This is a genomic window from Natrialba sp. PRR66, from assembly GCF_034808065.1.
In the GTDB taxonomy this organism is placed as follows: domain Archaea; phylum Halobacteriota; class Halobacteria; order Halobacteriales; family Natrialbaceae; genus Natrialba; species Natrialba aegyptia.
This window is the reverse complement of the sequence record NZ_JAXHGN010000002.1, coordinates 554,143-569,556: the sequence shown is the minus strand read 5'-3', so window position 1 is coordinate 569,556 and position 15,414 is coordinate 554,143. Positions and strand designations below refer to the sequence as shown.

Annotated in this window: 17 protein-coding genes and 1 pseudogene; 8 read left to right on the top strand and 10 right to left on the bottom strand. The window is 61.7% G+C overall.

All coding sequences use genetic code 11. The features are described from left to right. Nucleotides 1-156: 156 nt before the first annotated feature. The 7 genes from SM755_RS08910 to SM755_RS08880 form a co-directional block, all read right to left on the bottom strand. Nucleotides 157-1,107, bottom strand: coding sequence for a phytoene/squalene synthase family protein (locus SM755_RS08910; RefSeq protein ID WP_323172347.1), 951 nt, complete (start codon nucleotides 1,105-1,107; stop codon nucleotides 157-159). 168 nt (nucleotides 1,108-1,275) lie between these two features. Then, the gene (locus tag SM755_RS08905; RefSeq protein ID WP_323172346.1) at nucleotides 1,276-2,574 is read right to left on the bottom strand and encodes a TIGR00300 family protein; all 1,299 of its coding nucleotides are present in this window, start codon (nucleotides 2,572-2,574) and stop codon (nucleotides 1,276-1,278) included. A 126-nt stretch (nucleotides 2,575-2,700) separates the two neighbouring features. Continuing rightward, on the bottom strand, nucleotides 2,701-4,050 hold the full coding sequence (locus tag SM755_RS08900; RefSeq protein WP_323172345.1) for a DolP-mannose mannosyltransferase: 1,350 nt from the start codon (nucleotides 4,048-4,050) through the stop codon (nucleotides 2,701-2,703). Between the two features lie 96 nt (nucleotides 4,051-4,146). Continuing rightward, nucleotides 4,147-4,281, bottom strand: coding sequence for a hypothetical protein (locus tag SM755_RS08895; RefSeq protein WP_323172344.1), 135 nt, complete (start codon nucleotides 4,279-4,281; stop codon nucleotides 4,147-4,149). Between the two features lie 124 nt (nucleotides 4,282-4,405). Beyond that, nucleotides 4,406-4,627, bottom strand: coding sequence for a hypothetical protein (locus tag SM755_RS08890; RefSeq protein ID WP_323172343.1), 222 nt, complete (start codon nucleotides 4,625-4,627; stop codon nucleotides 4,406-4,408). Nucleotides 4,628-4,635: 8 nt separating this feature from the next. After that, the gene (locus tag SM755_RS08885) at nucleotides 4,636-5,364 is read right to left on the bottom strand and encodes a glycosyltransferase (RefSeq protein WP_323172342.1); all 729 of its coding nucleotides are present in this window, start codon (nucleotides 5,362-5,364) and stop codon (nucleotides 4,636-4,638) included. 184 nt (nucleotides 5,365-5,548) lie between these two features. Continuing rightward, nucleotides 5,549-5,977 (bottom strand): hypothetical protein, encoded by a 429-nt coding sequence (locus tag SM755_RS08880; protein ID WP_323172341.1) that lies wholly within the window; start codon nucleotides 5,975-5,977, stop codon nucleotides 5,549-5,551. 596 nt (nucleotides 5,978-6,573) lie between these two features. Here SM755_RS08880 and msrB point away from each other — a divergent pair. The 4 genes from msrB (at nucleotide 6,574) to SM755_RS08860 (ending at nucleotide 9,093) form a co-directional block, all read left to right on the top strand. Next, a complete protein-coding gene (gene msrB, locus SM755_RS08875; RefSeq protein ID WP_006666126.1) occupies nucleotides 6,574-7,026 on the top strand; it encodes a peptide-methionine (R)-S-oxide reductase MsrB in 453 nt (150 codons plus the stop codon). A gap of 144 nt (nucleotides 7,027-7,170) precedes the next feature. After that, nucleotides 7,171-7,377 (top strand): DUF2196 domain-containing protein, encoded by a 207-nt coding sequence (locus tag SM755_RS08870; protein ID WP_006108279.1) that lies wholly within the window; start codon nucleotides 7,171-7,173, stop codon nucleotides 7,375-7,377. A 72-nt stretch (nucleotides 7,378-7,449) separates the two neighbouring features. Continuing rightward, entirely contained in the window at nucleotides 7,450-7,908 is a 459-nt protein-coding gene (locus tag SM755_RS08865; protein ID WP_323172340.1) for a response regulator, read from the top strand. Between the two features lie 282 nt (nucleotides 7,909-8,190). Then, nucleotides 8,191-9,093 carry a serine/threonine-protein kinase RIO2 gene (locus SM755_RS08860; protein WP_323172339.1) on the top strand — a complete coding sequence of 301 codons (903 nt, stop codon included), beginning with the start codon at nucleotides 8,191-8,193 and terminating at the stop codon, nucleotides 9,091-9,093. Between the two features lie 316 nt (nucleotides 9,094-9,409). On the opposite strand, the pseudogene SM755_RS08855 reads toward SM755_RS08860, so the two are convergent. Continuing rightward, nucleotides 9,410-10,653: pseudogene (locus tag SM755_RS08855) on the bottom strand (S8 family serine peptidase). Between the two features lie 680 nt (nucleotides 10,654-11,333). Between SM755_RS08855 and SM755_RS08850 the strand changes: the two are divergent. The 3 genes from SM755_RS08850 (at nucleotide 11,334) to SM755_RS08840 (ending at nucleotide 12,927) form a co-directional block, all read left to right on the top strand. Beyond that, on the top strand, nucleotides 11,334-11,528 hold the full coding sequence (locus SM755_RS08850; protein WP_006108275.1) for a hypothetical protein: 195 nt from the start codon (nucleotides 11,334-11,336) through the stop codon (nucleotides 11,526-11,528). Between the two features lie 191 nt (nucleotides 11,529-11,719). Continuing rightward, nucleotides 11,720-12,310: a 50S ribosomal protein L15e gene (locus SM755_RS08845; protein WP_006108273.1), complete on the top strand. Its 591-nt coding sequence runs from the start codon at nucleotides 11,720-11,722 to the stop codon at nucleotides 12,308-12,310. A gap of 182 nt (nucleotides 12,311-12,492) precedes the next feature. After that, nucleotides 12,493-12,927 (top strand): universal stress protein, encoded by a 435-nt coding sequence (locus SM755_RS08840; protein WP_006824808.1) that lies wholly within the window; start codon nucleotides 12,493-12,495, stop codon nucleotides 12,925-12,927. A 136-nt stretch (nucleotides 12,928-13,063) separates the two neighbouring features. Here SM755_RS08840 and SM755_RS08835 read toward each other — a convergent pair whose 3' ends face one another. Then, the gene (locus tag SM755_RS08835; protein ID WP_006666134.1) at nucleotides 13,064-13,774 is read right to left on the bottom strand and encodes a phosphoribosyltransferase family protein; all 711 of its coding nucleotides are present in this window, start codon (nucleotides 13,772-13,774) and stop codon (nucleotides 13,064-13,066) included. Nucleotides 13,775-13,860: 86 nt separating this feature from the next. Next, nucleotides 13,861-14,565 carry a helix-turn-helix domain-containing protein gene (locus tag SM755_RS08830; RefSeq protein WP_323172338.1) on the bottom strand — a complete coding sequence of 235 codons (705 nt, stop codon included), beginning with the start codon at nucleotides 14,563-14,565 and terminating at the stop codon, nucleotides 13,861-13,863. A gap of 223 nt (nucleotides 14,566-14,788) precedes the next feature. Here SM755_RS08830 and SM755_RS08825 point away from each other — a divergent pair, with 223 nt between their 5' ends. Then, nucleotides 14,789-15,403, top strand: a complete 615-nt coding sequence (locus tag SM755_RS08825) for a PEMT/PEM2 methyltransferase family protein (protein ID WP_323172337.1) — start codon at nucleotides 14,789-14,791, stop codon at nucleotides 15,401-15,403. Nucleotides 15,404-15,414: the final 11 nt, after the last annotated feature.

Sequence of the window (15,414 nt, the reverse complement as noted above, 5' to 3'; positions counted from 1 at the left end):
GTTCGCAGCGGCGGGATTCGAAGCGACGGGACGATAGCCGGCACGGACAGCGGATCTCTTCTGTAGATCGTTTGCTCCGTACCCACCCCAGGGCTCCGCGCGACCGAACCGAAGCGCGAGCGGCCGCGTCAAACGAGTTCGGTGACGGCAGTCGGCTCAGCGCATCGGCGTTCCTTCGCCGCGACTCGATCCGTGCGAGTCGGTCCCGATCGCAGGGACGGCCGAGACGCGCCGAAAGACCGCTTCCGGATCGCGGTTCCACTGCCAGTGCCACCGCGTCCGCACGAGACACCGGAGCTTACGGGCCGTCGAGAGCGACGGCTCGCTCGAGAGCACGTCGTACCCCTGCGCGCGGATACGCGCGTGATATTCGGCGTAGAGCACCGCCGCCAGCAACACGGGAAACTGGCAATCCGCCGGGAGGTATCGAATACCGGCGACACCCTCCCGATACAACGCCTCCGTCCGCTGGAGTTCGTCCGCTATCACCGCGGCGAACGACTCGTTGAACTCGAGGGCTTCGAGTTGCTCGTTCGAGACACCGTGCTTCCGGAGGGTCTCCTGCGGGAGATAGATCCGATTGCGTTCGACGATGTCCTCGCGAACGTCTCGCAGAAAGTTGGTCATCTGGAAAGCCTCGCCGAGTTTGACGGCGTGTGGCCGCGCCATCGCTTCCAGTTCCGGTTCCATAATCGCAGTCATCATCACGCCAACCGCCGCCGCCGAACCGCGCATGTACGAGTGGAGTGCGGCGGCGGTCTCGTACCGGGCAGTCGCGACATCGGTCGCCATCGCGTCGATGAACAGGTCGATTTCCGATTCGGGGATGTCGTACCGTTCCCGAATGTCCTGGAAGGCGGCGAGTACGGGGCCTTCCGGCTCGATTTCGCCGAGCGCCTGCGCACGGAGCGATTCGAGTTCAGCGCGTTGGGTGGCCGGCGGCACGTCGTCAGCGTCGTCGACGATTTCGTCTCCGAGCCGAAAAAAGGCGTAGAGGACGTAGGTCGCGCGACGAACTCGTCGCGGAAGGAACTTAGTTGCGAGATAGAACGTTTTCCCGGTTCGTCGGTGGAGTTCCTTGCTGGCGGCGATGTGTTTTCGGTGCATTCTTACTCGTGTCGGGTCGGCTGCTCGTCGAAAGGTAGCTGTCGTACTACAGATTCGTATAAAATACCACGCCCTGACTGCGGTCGGGACGAGCGGTGCTTCGGCGGAGAGCTGCTCTGTTTCGAATATTCGGCCGTGCTGACCGGTGTGATCGTCCCGGCTAGGTGGTCACGCCGAGTGTTGCTGTGACGGGTCGCAGAGTTCGTCTGCGAGCATCGGGATGAACGCGCCGATGTCGGTGACCATGCCGATCGCCTGGGCGCTGCCGCGGTCGAGTAGTTGCGTGACGGTCGCGGGGTTGATGTCGACGCAGACGGTCTTCGTCGTCGAGGGCAGACAGTTGCCGACGGCGACGGAGTGGAGGAGGGTTGCGAGCATGAGCACGATGTCGGCATCCTGGGCCTGTTCGCGGATCGCGTTCTGAGCCTCGATCGAGTCCGTGATCGTATCCGGCAGCGGGCCGTCGTCGCGGATCGACCCGGCGAGCACGTAGGGAACGTCGTTGCTGACGCACTCGTACATCACGCCCTCGTCGACGACGCCGGCGTCGACGGCCTCCGGAATGCTGCCGTGGCGGACGATTTCGCTGATCGTGTAGATGTGGTGCTTGTGCCCCTTTCGCGGGTGTTCGAGGCTCTCGGTGTCGACGCCCAGCGAGGTGCCGTAGAGGTCCCGTTCTAGGTCGTGGACGGCGAACCCGTTGCCGGCGCTGATCGCGTCGACGTACCCCTCTCGAACGAGTTCGGCGAGGGCGTCCCGACCGCCGGAGTGGACGATTGCGGGGCCGCAGACGGCGAGGACGGTGCCGTCGTTCTCGCGGACGTCGCGCATCTCGTCGGCGATCTCCTCGATCAGCGACTCGGAGGGGCGCTCGCTGGAGACGCCGCCTTGCATGAAGCCGAACGAACCGCCGCCGTTGCGGGGTCGTTCGGGGGGCTCGACCCTGATTCCGGTTTCGCCGGTGACGACGAGGTCGCCTTCTTCGACGGCGTTCAGTACTTTCGTGGTGACGCGAGGGTCGCTCTCGTCGCTCTCGTTCGCGCCGTTTGCGTCGTTTGCGTCGGCTACGCTATCGCCGTCCCGTTCGACGATCAACGCGCAGTCCATCTCGATATCCTCGACCGCCACCCAGTCGCCGTCGACGCGGACGTACGTCGGGTGGTTCGTCGTCGAGTAGAAATCGACCGGGACGACCTGATCGTCCGGCGCGGGTTCTATCGTCGCATCCCGCGGATCGGCGACGGTCGCTCCCTGTTGGTTGAGTTCGTGCAGGATCGCCCGGAGGTCCTCGTGGCTCTCGGCGGTGACCTCCATCCGACAGTACGTCTCGTCGTGTTTGTGGCGGCCGACCTCGAACTCCTCGACTTCGAACTCGCCGCCCATCTCCATGACGGCACCGAAACAATGGCCCATCGACCCCGAGTCGATAATGTGACCCTCGAGTTCGACGGTCTGGGAAACTGTCATTGGTGTGGGTTGGCGACCGAAGACCGTCAAGGTGTGTGTCTTCGGTCGCCGCTCGCACACCGGGACCGGTGCGTCGTCACCGCCTGAAAGCGGGCCGACGGGCGATGGGTGACGGGTCTCGGTTCGTCAGCGTATCCGGTCGGTGAGCCACTCCCGCGGCGGATCCCCGAACGGCCACCGTCCGCATTCCGCTTGCGTGAGCGAGCCGCCCGTCCGCTGTGCGTACTCTCGTTGTTTCTGTCCCAGCCGATAGTGGCAGCTCTCGGGCTGTCGCTTCTCCCAGTAGATCGTCTGCATCGACTCGATTTCGTCCGGCTTCTCCGGAAGCGTTTCGTAATTCGAAACCGACACCGCCTCGTGGGTTTCTTCGACTTCGGTCTTAATCGGCGTCACCGGGCCACCGACCCAGTAGAGGCTCGCGACCGCGAGCAACGCCACGGTGCCGGCGACGATTGACCGTCGTCTCGGGGTCCGCGCCGTTGCGATCACCAGGCCGACGCCGATAGAGAGAAAGAGCAACGGGAGGACCAGTTCGATAGCGCCCTGCATCTCGAGGAAGATCTGCAGCGAGTACAGCGAGCCCCCCGCGCCGACCCACCAGTATCGTCGCCAATCGAGAGCGATCCCCCGAACCCACCCGTAGACGCCGAGCGGGATCACCAACACCCCGTATCCGAGGGTTAGTACGAGGTCGAGTAGTCGTCCCGAAACCGTGTACCGTTCGACGCCGTAAATCGGCGCGAGGACCGTTTCCAGGAAGAGCGGGATGGTGGCATCCGCGGCGACGAACGGGGCGACGACGACGGCCGTCACGAACGCTCCGCCGGCTATCGTTCGCGCCAGGCCGCGGCTTCTCCCGCGCTGGAACCCGATGGCGAGAACGAGCGCGGCAATCGGCCCGCCGAGCTGCCAGAATCCGGCGCTCGTCGCCGCGGCGGCACCGCTCAGCGCCGGTCGATCCGTCACTGCAAGCAAGAGGCCCGCACCCCCGAACAACAAGGCGAGGTATTTCGGTCTGAGTCCCGCCGCCGGAAAGCCGTAGAGCGACGGGACGACGAACATCGTCGCACCGGCGACGAAACTCGCGAACTCGTGCGCCGTTAACCGATAGGTGAGCAGGCCGACGAGCGTCACGCCGCCGACGACCGAGGCGACGGCGACGCCGATGCTCAGCAGGTGTAACACCATCATATTCCCGCCCGACAGGAACGCCAAGACGGTCGTGACGGCGTAGATGAGCGGCGGTTTCAGATCCCAGAAATCGACGTACGGGGTTGCCCCTTGCAGGATGTACCACCCGGCGTGCTGAAACAGCGCCGAGTCGTCGTGTATGCGAAACGGTTCGTGAACGAACTTGACTATCGTAGCAACCGTCACGAGGACGGCCGACCCCGCGAAAAGCAACCCGAGCCAGTGCTGCTCGAACCGATCGGTCCAGCGAGACGGTATACTCGCACGCGATCCGTGAGATCCCATACTCGGTCGGGCTAGTACTATCCGCCTTATCGAATAAGATCGGTGCCGGCACTCTGAGAGCGCCGACGGACGTTTGCGGGTCCGATGGGAACTCGCTCACTCAGGCGTCGCCTCGAGCACGCGCCAGCAGAGCGCGCTTTCTGCGACATAGTTACCGGCCATCCAGACGCAGATATCGATCCCGTTTGCGACCGTCGGCCGGAGATCGATGCCTGCGATCGGGAATTTCATCGAGAGAAGCGGACCAAACCGGACGGAGCGAAAGCCGATCGAAATCCCCGCGACTCTGACGGGTTCGATTGCAGCCGCCGGTTCAAGAGCGTGATTCCGCCGACGGTTCCGTTCTCGGCGAAGTCTAGCGGTCGTTGATGACGACCATCGCAGTGATCGAGACTTCCGCTCCGACCGCCTTTGCGGCGAGCAATCCGACGCCCGCGGCGGCTGTCGCTATCGCGACGATGATCGTCTCGCGTACCGCTCCAACGACCCCGACGGAAGCGAACCGGCCGCTTCGCGCTCGGTGAGCGAGTTCACCGAACGCGGACGCACATACTCGACCACACTCGGTGCGAAACACCGAACTCGTCAGTGACTCGTCGTTCGGACGGCGCGGTTCGTCGCGATCGCGTCCGTTCGCCGTTTTACGGTGATCAGTGCAGCGAGTAACTCGAACGATGTCGGGATCGGGTCGACCGTCGAATCGGGCCGATCCGCCCAGACGACGGGCACCTCGACGATGTCGTATCCGAGCACGTCGGCGACCGAAACGAACTCTAAATCCCACGCAAAGCCGCGTTCGTAGCAGTGCTGGCCGATCGATTCCCAGGCGTCCGCGCGAACGGCTTTCGCCCCGCACTGGTAATCGCGACACTGCGTCGGGAGGATCCGTCTGGCGGCGACCGCGAACAGCACCCCCAGAAACCGTCGAACGACCGCCTGGTGGGCGAGTATCTCCGACGAGGAATGCCGGCGCGAGCCGATACAGACCTCAGATTCTCCCGCTCGCATTTCTCGAACGATATCGTCGAGCGACGAGACGGGGACGGAGCCGTCTGCGTCGGCGAAGACGTAAATGTCGGTGTCGAGAGCGTCGAACCCCGCCGCGATCGCAGCGCCCTTGCCGCGTCGATCCCGCGATGTATTGAGCTCGATCGCCGACTCGGAGAGGAGTTCGACGTGCGATTCGGTCGGCTGATCGAGTTCGACCCGAACGGTTTCGGGGTTGAGCGCGGTTCGAACGGCCGTGAGATACCGACTCAGTGCGAGCGGATCGGGATCGTATGCCGGGATGACGACGCCGAGAGAGTCAGTCATCTCCTCGAACCCCCTCGCGCCGCTGCTTGCGGGACGCTTCGATCGATCTCGACGCCGAGTTCGCGTGCAGCCACGTCGTACTCTCCTCTCTTTGTCTCTGTTCTCGCATTCCCTTCGTCAGCCCGTTTCTCGGCGCTCTTACCGTCGAAAATGGATCTGACCTTCGCGGTTGTATCGTTCGCGTCTACTCGATCTCGATTTCGCCGCGCATCGTGTTCGGATGCACTCGGCAGACGTACTCGACGATTTCGTCGGTCGCGTCGAACTCGATGAACTGATCCTCGCCTCCTTCAGTCGCCTCTTCGGTCTCGTAGTCGTCGACCACTTCGTCGTTCTCGTCGACGAGTTCGATATTGTGGGATGCGCCGTCGCCTTCTTCCCAGCCGATCTCGTACGTTTCGCCGTCCTGGAGGGTGAGCGTCGGATTGTCTTCGTCTGCGATCGCTTCGGGTTCGATTCCGACCCATCCTGAGGTCTGTGCATCGAACTCGATTCGCGTTTCGGGTTCGATGGTTTCATCGTCTTGTGCGCTTGCAGACGCGCCTCCGAACCCGAGTAGAAGTGCCCCGCCGGTCAGTTGAAGGACTCGCCGCCGTGTCGTGTCTCGTACCATCACCCTCGTCTGGCTACGACGACGTACTTAAACCATTCATCACAATTACTGGACTGAATCCGTCGCTAGTGATATTGACAAGCTGAGACGAAACGCGACCCGCTACAGCGTGACCGGCGTCCATCGCGAAAGAAAGCACCGACGATGAAACGGACGAAACAGATCGGAGTAGCCATCGCGGGCTGTTCGATAGCCCTACGCGGATGGTAGTAGCCCAGCGCTCCAGTTCGGTCGCGTCTCCGGCACATATCAAATTCCGTTCTGGTACTAACTTATATGGTCGCTTTTATCATAGTCTCTCATATGGCCGGTACATCAACCACTCGCGGACAATCTCGGTGTCGCAACTGCGGCTTCGAAGCGCCCGGTGGTGACGAACAGTGGCTTCGAATCGAGGTTCCGAAGCTCGGTCGAATGACACAGTGCCCGGTCTGTGAGAGCACGGACGTGATCACGAGTCGATAGCGCAAGCCAACGCTTTCTTGCACTCGACGTGGCACGCAACCGGACTGGGGTACTAACCAACGCACTTTTCGGCACGATACAACAGCCGGCATCACAACAGACTCTTTGTCCTCTCTCCCCTTTCTAGACGTATGAGTAACGATTCCAGCCAGGAACAGACATCCGGCTCCGAAACTCGGGCTGACGTCCCCGAAACCGATGCGGAGTGGCGCGCCGAACTCGACGACGAAGAATACCGCGTCCTTCGCGAAGCCGGCACTGAAGCCCCCTTCAGCGGTGAGTACGTCGATCACAAGGCAGACGGCAGCTACGAATGTGCGGGCTGTGGCGCTGCACTCTTCGACGGGGACACGAAGTTTGACTCCGGCTGTGGCTGGCCCAGTTTCTACGATGTTGACGACGATCGAATCGAGACGCGACCGGACAACAGTCACGGAATGCGCCGTACAGAGGTCCTGTGTGCCAACTGCGGGGGCCATCTCGGTCACGTCTTCGAAGACGGACCGGAGCCGACCGGCAAGCGATACTGTATCAACTCCGTCGCCCTCGACTTCGAAGACGACGATACTGTCGATCACGACTGAGAACGGCGACCACGATCGAAACCCCAACTGAAGGCTGTCCGTAGAACTGATGGAGAGACGGACACAATTCGTCTGCAGACGGTCAGCGCGCACGACGCGAGTGCAGGCAGCATCCTTTTCGAAATTCCTGTCGCACTATCGCCCATGTCCAATGAGCGACCAACCGCAGAAGAACTGCGCCAAGGGCTCACCGTTGAGATCATTCAGGGTGACCAGGATGTCGAATCGGAAGATCAAGAACCGATCATCGGTGAAGTCGGAACCGTCTACGAGGACGATCCCGCCGGTCCGACCGTCGAATTGAAAAGCGGTGTCGTCGGTCACGTGCAGTCGATCGTCCACGACAGGTGAAACGGATAGACGAGAAGAGTAATCAGAACTGGTGACCTCGCTGTTTTAACCTTCCGCTCAGAATACTCCGTAATGACTCCAGACGGCGAGGAGGTCGGCGATCAGATCACCATTTTACTGATCGAACCGAATCCCGGTGATACGCGTCTCTTCACAGAATCCTTTAAAGACGCGAAACTCAAGAACAAACTATACACCATCAGCGATGGTGACGCTGCCCTTGATTTCATTAATCAACGCGGCGAGTACGCGGCTGAACCACGCCCGGATCTGATCCTCCTCGAGCCGAAATTACCCGGCAAAAGCGGGATGGACGTGTTGTCTGAACTGAACAACGAGCCTGCACTCCGGGAGATTCCCGTTGTCGCGCTAATGAGTTCGGAGATAGGCGAAGACATTATCAAGTCACACGGTTTTGAGGCGGACCAGTACGTCCAAAAGCCAGTTGAAGCGGAAGACTTCGTCAACTTCGTGCAGGAAATCGAGGACCTGTGGTTTGCAATCGTTCAAGAGCCATCAACGGAGGAGTGAGTCTGCTACTGAAACGCGTTATACGGGTCTCTGAGAACGATCTGTGATGGTCGAGATCGTGTTACGTGCAGTTAGGGCGGTTCCTGCATCCGGTTCTGTATCCCCTAGGCGGTTTCTACCGATTCCGTTTGATGAGCGCTAGAATCCATCGATTCGTTTGCGAATGACCGCACAGACGACCCCGACAGGAACCGGAATCGAGCACAAGTACAACACGCATCGAACCGCCGAACCCAACCCAGCGTCACGACGTTTTTACGTGCACGGCGGGTATCCCGGGCCATGGTGCGGAACGTCGCCGAATTACTGCCGGAACTCGAAGAGCAGGATTTCTATCTCCTTTCGGGGGTCGAACAAGGAATGCGCTTCTCCGAGTGGGTACAACGGGAGAAACTCCCGAAATTCGCCAACCTGACCGACGAAGAAGTAACGTACCGACTCGAACGATGTCTCAAACGCGGCCTCGTCGAGAAAAAGACCATCCAGTACGAGGGATATACTCTCCAGTTCGAGGGGTACGACGCCCTCGCGCTCCGGGCGCTCGTCGAGCGGGATACGATCTCGGAGTTCGGCGCACCGCTCGGCGTCGGCAAAGAAAGCGACGTGTACGAAGTTCGGTCGTACAAGCCGCTCGCGCTGAAATATCACCGCGAGGGGTATACGAACTTCCGAGAGGTCCACAAGGAACGCGATTACACATCGGACAACGAACACGTCTCCTGGATGTACACCGCTCGAAAGGCCGCCGAACGCGAGCACAACATCCTCGAAGAACTCTATCCGGACGTTGCGGTCCCCCAACCAATCGACCAGAATCGCCACGCCATCGTCATGGAAAAGATGGACGGCGTCGAACTCTCACGAACGAAACTCGAAGCCGACCAGGTTCTGGGCGTCCTCGATCTGCTCATCTCCGAAATCGCTCGCGCGTACGAAACCGGCTACGTCCACGCGGACATGAGCGAGTACAACGTCTTCCTCGACGAGAATGGCGTCACCATCTTCGACTGGCCACAGGCCGTCCCGACCGACCACGAAAACGCCGACGAGTTCCTCCGGCGAGATCTCCGGAACGCCGTGGGGTACTTCCGGCGAAAGTACCCACAGCAGGTTTCGGATGAACTCGACAGCGACGAGGTGGCGGCAGAGATCGCTGCGGGGTCGTTCGAGACGATTCGCGAGTAGTGTCGGCCCTCTCGGCGTTCGGTTCCGGTAGCTGAGACTCGCTTTACTCGATTCAGATAGTGACAGTAGTCACCTGAGTACGGCAATCGGGTCGAAGAGACTGTCGTACGAGGACCGTATTCGGTCGTTGAAGGGTATGTAGCATCCCGCGCGACGGGATAGCGGGAAGCCGCGTTGAGTTGCATCGCTCGACAGAATACCTGTTGGAGGTCTAGAGGGATGAATGGGATATCGATATGCGAAATCCAGAAACGGGTGAAGGACGGGATGAACGCTGCAGGACAATGCATGTGACTTCCTGGAAACGAAATCGGTGCTACTCGCGACTACCGGGGGCGAGATCGACCTCGTCGAATCCTGCGAGTTCACCCGACTCGGCGCGCTGAACCGCTGTCAATGCGTCGACGTAGCCGGCACCGACGGATTCGGCGGTGTAGGTGTCGTGAACGGTTTCGACCGCCGTCGCTTCGAGCGTCGTAAGCACGTGGATGGGATCGGGCGCTTCCCCGTGAGCCTCGAGAGACGCGTCGACGACGAGCGTTGCACAGCCGGCAGTGACCGGACAGGACATGCTGGTCCCGGACATCGGCCCGTAGTAGCGTTTATCGTCGGGATCGGCGACGTTTAACGGATCCGCGGGGTTGAGCGTGCTCATCACGTCGCCACCCTTGGCGGCGACGCCGGTGCGGTAGATTCCGAGCGGCCCTTCGATCTCGTTTTCGGGGGTGCCATCGTGCAGCGCAGCGAGATTTTCGTAGGCCGCGTGCCGGTCATAGTTGTCCTGCTCCCAGGAACCGTCCTGCGGGCGGCCACGTGAGGAAAAGTCCGTCACCGTCTGGTCGGCGTGCGTTGCTCCGACGCCGAGGACGTGCGGGGCCGTGGCGTACTGGTTCAACGTCCCTCGTTCCGGACCGCTGTTACCGGCTGAGAACACCGGGAGAATGCCGGCCTCGTGTGCGGCCCAGGTAGCGACTTCGTCGGATCGTCGGGAACGAACGGACGGTCGTCGTCGGCCGGGCCGTACGAGTTCGAGACGACCTGTACGTCGTGTTCCCCCTCGCACTGACGACGGAGCATGTCGTCGTAGGCGGCGACGATGTAGACGGTCAACAGCCCGCCGACGCCACAGGAGTAGACGGTGAGGTCGGCGTCCGGAGCCATGCCGGTGAACTCGCCGTCGCTGGCCGATCCGTCGCCGGCGATACTGCCGGCGCAGTGGGTGCCGTGACCGCTGGCGTCGCTGTCGAGGAAGCCGACGTCCTGCCACCACAGCGGGTCGTCGGTCACGGCGGGGATACCGACGTACTGCAGGGTCGCTCGCAGGGTGTCCTCGAGATCTGGATGCGCACCGTCGATGCCCGAGTCGATGACGACGGTGTGAGCGTTCGACCCGGTGTACGCCGTATCGAGCCCGGTTCCGGCCTGGACCGTCCCGGCCCGCGTATCCGCCCGTGCATCGTCGTTGTGGTACTCGAGTTCGTAGTTCGCGGAAACGTAGCGCACCTCGGACCAACCGGCGACCGTCTCGATTAGCGGTCCGGTGAGTTCGGCGTACGCCATCGGAAGCACGTCGAACTGGCCGACGAGGGCGTCGAGTGAAAGCAGCCGGTCTGCGTCGGCGTTGGTTTCGAAGACGACGATCGTCTCCTGTTCGAGGCTACTCTCGAGGTCGAGAGTATCATCGACGAGCGTGTCTCCGACGCTAACGAGTCCGTCGACGATATTTCCGAGAAACGCGCTTGCGCTCCCGGTGAGTCCGATTTCGCCGACAAAACCGTTGCTCCTACGCCGGTGAGGAATCGCCGTCTCGTTGCGACACTGTCCGTCGATTCGTCCGCGGTCGAGCCTGTCGAGTCTTCTCGTTCCATAAGATACTTCCACTGGAAACAATGACAAATGATATCATGTCTTTTCGGCTAGCTGTTTGGGTTTCATCACGATCACGAGAGCCGACGCGTGCCGGATGGAAAACAGCCAGCAGCGACGACTCTGGCGGCCGATCCTCGACCCGTTTCGTGTATACAACTGTTCGTCTCACACAAACTGCAGTCACACAGTGCTAAAGACGGTCCCAGGAGTGGGAGCGTACGCGTAAGTAACCACAGGATGCAGGTCCTGGTTGATCGGTCGAGTGTGACGTATCTTCCAGCGTTCGTCCCGATTAGCTGGCCGTTATCCAGCGAGCAACGATCCTAGTGCAGTCTATAGCTATCAGGACAAATCTCATGGCAGTAATCAGGATGTCCGAGACAGCACTCGAGTATCAGAAAGATGTGCTCGAAACGATCATCGACGAGGCGGTGTACGTGGGAACGGCCTCCGAAGAAGAGGCCGAACAGCTCCACGATCGGCTGGACGAACTCGAATCGATGCAGTCGATCAACCAACTGTGGTACGATCTCTCTCAAGAGTACGACGTAATCGAGCAAACCTGACGAGGCAACGGGCCTGTTATACTCGAAACGCTTCGAAGCCCTTATACTCGGGAGTTGGATAGAGTATCGTAACTCGCTGGGCCGCGGGCACCAGCGGGCACCTGTCCGGCACGACGCCGCCACAGGACGGAATGTGATCCGCGAGGCAGCGCCCTCGCCGGGTTGAACCATCACCGCCCGCGGTGAATACAATGGCAAAGAGCTTCTATTCCCACATCAAGGACGCGTGGAAGGACCCCGACGACGGTAAACTCGGGGAACTGCAGTGGCAGCGAAAGCAAGAGTGGCGCGACCAGGGCGCAATCGAGCGCATCGAGCGACCGACGCGGCTCGACAAGGCTCGTGAACTCGGCTACAAGGCAAAGCAGGGCATTATCATGACCCGCGTGTCGGTTCGCAAGGGGACCGCCCGCAAGCAGCGCTTTACGGCCGGTCGTCGCTCCAAGCGCCAGGGTGTCAACCGCATCGGGCGGCGCAAGAACATCCAGCGCATCGGCGAAGAGCGCGTCTCCCGAAAGTATCCCAACATGCGCGTGCTCAACAGCTACTGGGTCGGTGAAGACGGGAGCCAGAAGTGGTTCGAAGTGATCCTCGTCGATCCGAACCACCCTGCGATCGAGAACGACGACGATCTCAACTGGATCTGTGACGACTCCCACACGAACCGTGCTTTCCGCGGCCTCACCAACGCGGGCAAGGACAATCGCGGTCTCAACAACCGCGGCAAGGGTGCCGAGAAGGTCCGTCCGTCGAACACCGGCGGGCAGGGCCGCGCGAAGTAACCCGCCGCACAGACTTTTGCCGCATTCGGCGGCTTCGATTCAGTGCCTGTTGTACCGGTTCTCGATCAGCTCACGCTCTCTCGATCTATTCGGCTACCGGACACAGCCAGACGGAAAGATCGACGCGACGGCCCCAGTATGACGGGCTGAAACTTAACTCGATGCTCGTCGTAGCGGGAAGCATGCCACGCCACGTCCTCGTTCCGGTCGACGACTCGGACCGTTCGACTGACGCGCTCGAGTTCACCTGTCGGGAGTATCCGGATGCGACGATCACGGCGTTACACGTCATCGATCCCGGCGACTTCTACGCGGCGACGGGAATCGAGGGCGGCGCGGTGGCCAATTACGAGGAGATTCAGACCCAGCACGAACAGCGAGCCGATGCGCTCCTCGAGCAGACGCGCGAGGAGGCGGCCGAGTTCGGCTGCGAGATCGAGACGGACCGCGTTGTCGGCGGCATCTCGCGATCGATCGTCACCTACGCGGACGAACACGATGTCGATCACATCACGATCGGGAGCCACGGCCGCACGGGTGCGAGTCGAATCCTGCTGGGAAGCGTCGCGGAGAACGTCGCCCGGCGGTCTTCGGTTCCGGTGACGATCGTTCGATAGCGATCCGGATCACCGATGCACCATGCTGGCTGCACTATCGCCGCTGGTAGCGGCTTCGTCGGGAATACAGGATCGGTGACACGGACGAACGGAGAGACAGATCAACGACAGCACCGCGATCGGAGTCCCGGAGCACCTAGACCGAGGTTAGCGAGCCAACCGGTGCATCCGTCCGACTGCGAGCGCGGCGAATTCCATCCTCGCCGGCGGCAATGAGCGCGAAAACGCCGGCGACCTCCGCTTCGGATGTCTCGACGATATCGAGCAGGAGTTCCTGCGTCTCACCCGAGCGGATGAGGTCGTCGACGACCAGCACCGACTCGCCGGCGTCGATAGCCGCGGCGGGCAGGTAGTAGGTGAGTTCGATGCCCGACTGCAGGCGCTGGCGCGCCTCGATGAACTCCTCGACTGCGGTCTCTTTGCTCTTTTTCGCGTAGGCACACCGCGTGCCGTAGTAACTCGCGAGCGACGCCGCGAGCGTGATTCCGTCCGTCGCAGCGGTCAGGACGACATCCGGCCGATCGAACTCGAAGGCGTTCGCGACGACGGGCGCGACGAGGTCCAGAAACGACTGATCGAAGACGGTGCCGGAGTTGTCGACGTATCCCTCGTCGTCGACGCGGATGCGCGCATCGAGTTCGGCGGCGAGGGCCTCGCGGCCGATATCTTCGACGACTTCGCGAGCGCGTTCGGTGCCGGGGAGGACGTGGCCGTTGACGTAGCGATTGAGGTCGCCGGCCGGAAGCCCGGTCGTCTCGGCGAGTTCGTCGTAGGTCCGCGTTTCCTTCAGCATCCGCAGTACGTCGACGGCCCGCAACTGGAGGGCAGCCTTTTCTGCTCTGTTCATACTGGTATGCACGATTCCGCAAGTATGGGGATTTCGATCTCCGTGCTGCAGAGATATCCCACGTATGTGGGTGGTGCGGTCAGCGGTTAGTTCGACTGGACCGTCGACGTGATGCCGTCGCGATGATGGCCGTCGCGTCGAACCAGCCGGCGCATCACGCGCGCCTGTGCTTTCTGCAGAAGCGTTGCTGCGGTACTCGGTGCACAGTCGAGTTCGGTCGCAACGTCGTCTACGCCGGCGTCGCGAGGAACGTCGAAGTAGCCGATGTCGGCTGCGATAGCGACGGCCTCGAGTTGCCGATCGGTGAGGTCGCCGGTTAGTGGCGCGTATCGGCGGTCGTACTCCCCGATCTCGCGGACGGTAACGTCGATTTCGTCAGGAAGCCCGTCGATCATCGCCTGGAGATTTTCTCCGGTTCCGACGATGGTCATCGTGAAGGCGGCCATGGAATCGTAAACGATCGGTGGGACGACGACGAGATCCAGGGTCGTAAACGCCTCGCGCCAGCGGATATCCTCCTCGCGGGTTTCCTGACAGAGGTAGAGATAAAACGAGTCGTCGTCGACCGGCGTGAGATCGTACCAGCGGACCGAGTCGACCTGTTCGAGTGCGGTCTCGTAGGGTTCGCGATCGGCGTCGGCGTAGAACAGTTCGTACTCGACGCCCTCGGCACCGGCGATGTTCCAGGCGCGAAGTTCCTCGTACCGAACCGCCTCGCCATCGCGGATAAATCGCTGCATCGGGTGGAGCATCCAGTCGGGTTGGGACAGCCGAACGTCGAGGTACTTCATCGCTTCTTCGTGACGACTGGCTGGCGTGCACATATAAATTCGCTAGTCCGTCCGCGAGAACGCACAGGGGGCCCGAGCGACGACTACCCGATATGCATTGCCGACAACGCCACCGAACTGAACGCGCTCACCGCAGGCGACCTGAATCTGAACTCGGGGCAAGGACGCGACTCGATCGCGGGAGAGGGCAAACCAGGACGCAAACGCAACGGGAGGAGAACCGATGAGTGAGACGGTGACGACCGCGGTATTCGGGGCCGGACTCGCCCTCAGTCTGAGCAATCTGGCAGGAGTCGTCGCCAGCGCGCTCGGGTTCGCGAACTACTGGCCACCGGGCGAGCGGGGCTTGCGGTACTACGTCCACTGGGGGCTGTCGCACGCGCTCAACGCGGCGATACTCGCGCTCGTCTATCTGGACTGGAACAGCCTCGGACTGCCGCGAGTTCCATCGCTCGCCGTCGGCGCGGTGCTGTTCGTCGCAGGGTACGTCGTCGCCATCGCGGCCGGCCTCGACCTGGGTGTCGAGGAGACGAAAGGAATCGCCGGCGAACTGCGAACCGGCGGCTGGTACCGCTACTCGCGGAACCCGCAGTACGTCGGCTACATCGTCGCAACCGTCGGCTTCGCGCTGGTTGCGAACTCGGTGCTGGTCGCTGCGATCTGTGCGATCTATCTCGGCTGGTGGCTCGCGCTGCCGTTCGCCGAGGAACCGTGGCTGCGCGAGGAGTACGGCGACGCTTACGCCCACTATGCGGCTCGAACGCCGCGGTTCGTCGGCGCTCGGACAATTCGCACGCTCACCGGTGATCGAGAGAACAGCCCGTCCGCAGGAGACTGAGGGCTTACCGC